General features: G+C 40.8%; 5 protein-coding genes. 1 reads left to right on the forward strand and 4 read right to left on the reverse strand.

Annotated elements, in window-relative coordinates:
- The 3 genes from VB693_RS28695 to VB693_RS28705 all read right to left on the reverse strand — a co-directional run bounded on the left by VB693_RS28695 (window position 1) and on the right by VB693_RS28705 (window position 2,966).
- On the reverse strand, window positions 1–807 hold the full coding sequence (locus tag VB693_RS28695; protein WP_323269240.1) for an ABC transporter ATP-binding protein: 807 nt from the start codon (window positions 805–807) through the stop codon (window positions 1–3).
- A gap of 90 nt (window positions 808–897) precedes the next feature.
- Entirely contained in the window at window positions 898–1,938 is a 1,041-nt protein-coding gene (locus VB693_RS28700; protein WP_323269241.1) for an iron ABC transporter permease, read from the reverse strand.
- The gene (locus VB693_RS28705; RefSeq protein ID WP_323269242.1) at window positions 1,935–2,966 is read right to left on the reverse strand and encodes an iron ABC transporter permease; all 1,032 of its coding nucleotides are present in this window, start codon (window positions 2,964–2,966) and stop codon (window positions 1,935–1,937) included. The genes VB693_RS28700 and VB693_RS28705 overlap by 4 nt, the downstream gene beginning before the upstream one ends.
- A gap of 492 nt (window positions 2,967–3,458) precedes the next feature.
- Between VB693_RS28705 and VB693_RS28710 the strand changes: the two genes are divergently transcribed.
- Entirely contained in the window at window positions 3,459–3,746 is a 288-nt protein-coding gene (locus VB693_RS28710) for a hypothetical protein (RefSeq protein ID WP_323269243.1), read from the forward strand.
- On the opposite strand, the gene VB693_RS28715 is transcribed toward VB693_RS28710, so the two are convergent.
- Window positions 3,739–4,677 carry an iron-siderophore ABC transporter substrate-binding protein gene (locus VB693_RS28715; protein ID WP_323269244.1) on the reverse strand — a complete coding sequence of 313 codons (939 nt, stop codon included), beginning with the start codon at window positions 4,675–4,677 and terminating at the stop codon, window positions 3,739–3,741. The genes VB693_RS28710 and VB693_RS28715 overlap by 8 nt on opposite strands.
- Between the last annotated feature and the right edge of the window lie 465 nt (window positions 4,678–5,142).

The following is a 5,142-nucleotide window of genomic DNA, read 5'->3' on the forward strand; positions in this document are numbered from 1 at the left end:
TTATTCAGCTTGCAATTTTCTCTCTCCTTTGCGTCCTATCGGTACACACATCGGTGTCCCCACAACAGGGTCAGAAACAACCCGGCATTCTAAGCCAAAAACCTCTTGTACCATTTCTTCAGTCATTACCTGTTTCGGTTCTCCAACGGTGAAAATCCGACCCTCTTTGACAGCAACCAGATAATCTGCATAACGACAAGCCTGATTTAAATCATGCAGTACCATGACAATAGTTCTTCCCTGATGCTGGTTCAATTCATATAACAAATCTAAAACTTCTATCTGATGTGCCAAATCCAGAAAAGTAGTCGGTTCATCTAACAGTAAAATATCTGTATCTTGTGCTAATGCCATTGCAATCCAAGCACGTTGTCGTTGTCCACCAGATAAAGTATCTAATCCTCTATCATCCAACTCTAATAAACTTGTAATTTCTAGTGCCTGTTGGACAATTTTTTCATCTTTTTCTGACCACTGCTGCAACCAATTTTGATAAGGATAGCGTCCTTGTGCTACCAAGTCTCTGACTGTTAATCCTTCCGGTGCAACTGGGCCTTGCGGTAAGATACCTAATTGCTTCGCTACATCCTTAGTAGAAAGATTAAAAATAGATTGCCCATCAAGATAGACTGTACCGCCATAGGGTTTAAGAAGTCTAGCTAGACCTCGTAATAAAGTTGATTTACCACAACCATTTGCACCCACTAAAGCACTAATTTGTCCCGGAGGAATTGATAAATTCAGGTCACGAATAATTGGCGCACCATCGTAAGCTAAAGACAGCCCCTTGGTTGATAATCCTTTCATAGTTGTTACCGTTTTAGATTAATAAAAAGCTGATTTTTCCCCAGTCCCCAATTCCCAGTCTCCAGTCCCCAGTCCCCAATCCCCAATCTGCTATTTCTTCCGATTACGAATTAACAAATAGAGAAAATAAGGCGCACCAATAGCAGCAGTCACGACCCCACAAGGAATTTCTATAGGTGCAAACAAGGTTCTGCCTAGCAAATCTGCGGCGACAACAATCACTCCCCCTAACAATGCAGATGTAGGAATCAAGCCTTCATGATTTGTACCTACCAACTGTCTGCCTAAATGGGGTGCAATTAAACCGACAAAACCAATCATTCCCGCCGTGGCGACTCCTGCACCGGCTAAGGCTACACCCACTAGCACGAGTAAACCACGTTGCCATTCCACCCGACTACCTAAACCTCTGGCAACATCATCTCCTAAATTTAAGGCGTTCAGATGTCTTGCCAATGTCAACGCCATCGGTACGAATACAATTAACCAAGGTAAGAAGGAAAAGACTTGTTCCCAGGTGCGTCCGTAGACACTACCAGCCAACCATACAAGGGCATCACTGACGCTGTAGATTTCACCAAAGGTAATCATCAAGCTGGTGAATGCGCTGGCGATCGCAGACAACCCCACGCCCATTAAAATTAACAAAATGGGGGAACTACCATTATTCCAAGCTAGGGAGTAAATGAGCATCGCCATCAATAAAGCCCCAGCAAAGGCTGATAGAGGCAAGGTGTAAATGGGTGCAGCAGGAAATAAAATAATAACTGTCACGGCTGCCAGACTCGCGCCGGCATTGATGCCAATAATCCCAGGGTCAGCTAAGGGGTTACGTGTCAGTCCTTGAAAGATAGTGCCAGAAATTGCCAGTGCTACCCCCACCATAAAAGCGACAAGGGTACGAGGTAGACGCAGATTGTGAATCACAAAAGCATGGTCTGGATTACCTGTATCTATACCCAATACAGTTTTGACGATATCTAAAGGCGAGATGGGATACTCACCCCTACCCACATTGATCACCATCGTGATCGCAACCACCACTACCAAACAAAGCAGCATCAGTGGTACGCGTCGGTCTATGCGAAAAGATATCGCCTCGGAACGGATGACGAGCCAATCTACCTTCATTTCTTCACCTTTGACTTAGCCAAGTAGACAAAAAAGGGCGCACCAACTAGTGCTGTCATTACTCCCACAGGTAATTCTTGAGGTTTGAGTAAGATACGCGCAGCCACATCTGCAACTAAGAGTAAAGTTGCTCCTACTACTGCGGAGTAAGGCAAAATCCAACGGTAATCAGCTTTGATGAAAAACCTCACCATATGGGGAACAACTAAGCCAATAAAGCCAATTGGCCCAGCCAGGGATACGGAACTTCCCGCCAGTAAAACAACGCTGATGGCTGTCGTGATTTTCACCCAAGTTGTCTGTTGACCCAGGCCTTTAGCTACGTCTTCACCCAGACTCATAGTTGTAATTTGTCTACCAAGGGCAAAGGCCATTACTAAGCCAATAACAACGAAAGGCAATGCTGACAATAATATGTTGAAATCCCTTCCAGCTAAAGAACCAGCCAACCAAAATCTAATTTCTTCTAAGGTGCGTTGACTGACGATGAGAATAGCCGTGGTGAGGGAAGAAATCAGAGCCGTGATCGCCGCGCCTGCTACGGTGATATTTAATGGTGTAGCTCCTCCTCGCCCCAGAGAACCAAGGAAGTAGACTAATATGGCGGTGACTCCTGCACCTAAAAAGGCCACAATAGTCAAAACACTCAAGGACGAGCTACCAAACACAAAAATTGTGGCAACTACAGCCAATGCAGCCCCCGATTCAATACCTAAAATCCCTGGATCTGCTAGGGGGTTGCGTGTCAAACCTTGCATTAATGCCCCGGAGACTGCTAAGGCTGCACCTACCAAAAGAGCAACAAGCGATCGCGGTAATCTCACCGTCTGAATCACTAAATGTTCATATGAACCATCAAAGGTGATAAAGGATTCCAGAATCTTGTTTAACGGTATTTCTGCCGCACCCAATGTAACACTGTACACCAAGCAAGTTAGCAGAATCAGTATGCCTAGAATCAGACCCACTAATGGCGATATTTTGGGTGGATTCCAGTTTCTGGGTGATGCTGTGGTTGCTCTTGTCATTATCTTCTAGTTAATTGAAAAATATAGTCATTTGGGTAAGTTGATTGTGCTTTCTTTGACATTTGCAAGTTCAACATCTTAATTGAGAATTAATATAAGCCCATCAAGTATTTAACCAAAGCATATTCTCATAATATTGAGGTTTGTAGCCTGATATGACCGCCAAGTTTCAAAACTATACTTTATACTTATTGGCATATTTTTTCAACTTATTGCAGCTTTGTTTCATAAAAAAAGAAATATATTCTCAAATAGCTTTAATAATCTTGTAGTTGCTGTTTATTTGAATGTTGACCGTCAAGCGTCAACCATGAATACGAAAAAATATACCAGTTATACCAATTTTGGATTTTAGATACTTCTCTTAACTGAGAGGCTACGCCTTAAGCGTTCGCGGTAGCGTGCTGGAGGCTCTAACTATGCCGCAGGCTTTACAACAAGCTCAGTACAAGTTTTAGATTTTGGATTCCAAGCTTGCTTTTGACAGGTGTGATGCCTTTGGCGCGCTGCATCGAAATCCTTAAAGGGCTGGCTTTCGTGCTATTTGGTAAGGCTGAACCCGGAGGAATCATCAATGTTGTCACCGAACAACCCCTGACCACTCCCTATTATGCCGCTGATTTTAATTTCGGCAATTACGCTTTCTATCGCCCTACTTTTGATATTTCTGGGCTGCTGACAGAGGATGATTCACTGTTATATCGGCTGAATGTGGCTTATCAAAATTCTGGGAGTTTTCGATATTTTAACTTTACCGTTTTGCTGACAAAATTTATTTAGGTTGTCTTAAATACTTAAATAAATCATCAACTATGGCATTAGCTGAGAGGATACTACCAAAAATCCAGTAACTAGAATCAACACTATAAACTCGCTGATTTTGTACTACATTCAGGGTTTGCCAAAGACGAGTATTTTGATATTTTTGGAATAACTCTCTAGCACCAGGGTCTACAGCTACAAATAAAATATCAGCATCAAGTGAGTCTATACGTTCTAAGTTCAAGATTATCAAAGTATCATCAGGAGTTTTGATTAACTGACGTTGAGCATCTGGCATAGAAATACCGACTTCTTGCAAAATACTGCCTGGGAATGAAAATTGGGAACGAAACTCAGGCAGTTGCACCCCACCATGAAAACGGCTAATAGATACGTTTAATTTATTGATTTGATTCTTGAGGACAGTTTTTAATTTTATTAATCGCTGTTTGTACTCAGACAGTAATTTCTCAGCTTGTTCCGTCTTGCCTAATACCTCACCAATTTGCCGAAAAGATGTTTGCCATCTAGCATGAACATATTTAAACTGAACTGTAGGGGCTATTTTTGAAAATAATTGATAGTTTGCTGAATTAATCCCATATAAGCTAATAATTAAATCTGGATGTAACTCTAATATTTTTTCTAAATTAAACGTATGTTCTTTACCTATATAAGATATACCAGACATTTTGTTCTTAAGAAAACTAGATTTACTAGCTACATAAGTAGTGTCAGGCACACCTATCGGTTTCAATCCTAATGCTATTATATCTTCCAATGCCACTTGATATGTAACAACAATACGCTGCGTATTTAGAGGTACACAAGTTTCTCCTAATTCATGTTTAATTAATCGGCATTCTGAATTTGATGATGTTTTATTTGGTAAATTAGTATATAAATTACTATCATAAGCAATGCTGATCAAGCATGAAGCCACTATCACTATAAGTAGCTGAATGCAATAATAAAAACTCTTTTTCATGTTTTATCTTTTATCACCATGAAGTTGCATTAATCCCCTAGATCATTAAACTCACACATCCTTTTTAGGTGAAACTCGCAGAGTAAATATTAAGTATTGATGTAGCAAGGCTAAAATAGTTCATTAGATGTAGGTTGGGTTGAAGTAAGGAAACCCAACATGAATATCGGTGTTGGGTTTCGCCTTACTCAACCCAACCTACAAGTTTTTTGCATCATTTTAGTCTTGTCAGTCCACTAAAATTTCACATCAAAATTCAAAAGAAATAGTTCCTAAAACAGTAAAAGGTGCTGCGGGAACAATGAAAAAGCTTTGAGACTCGAAGTATTTCGTATCGAAAAGATTCTTAAAATTGAGCGCAGCACGCCAATTATCCCGTTTATAGAAAATACTGGCATCTGTTCTAACATAAGAAGGAATTTTCAG

The organism is Anabaena sp. UHCC 0399 (assembly GCF_034931465.1).
Classification (GTDB): domain Bacteria; phylum Cyanobacteriota; class Cyanobacteriia; order Cyanobacteriales; family Nostocaceae; genus Trichormus; species Trichormus minutissimus.

Coding starts and splice junctions, on each gene's coding strand:
- VB693_RS28710 (WP_323269243.1), top strand. CDS start 3,459: ATGCCTTTGGCGCGCTGCATCGAAATCCTTAAAGGGCTGGCTTTCGTG.
- VB693_RS28705 (WP_323269242.1), bottom strand. CDS start 2,966: ATGACAAGAGCAACCACAGCATCACCCAGAAACTGGAATCCACCCAAA.
- VB693_RS28695 (WP_323269240.1), bottom strand. CDS start 807: ATGAAAGGATTATCAACCAAGGGGCTGTCTTTAGCTTACGATGGTGCG.
- VB693_RS28700 (WP_323269241.1), bottom strand. CDS start 1,938: ATGAAGGTAGATTGGCTCGTCATCCGTTCCGAGGCGATATCTTTTCGC.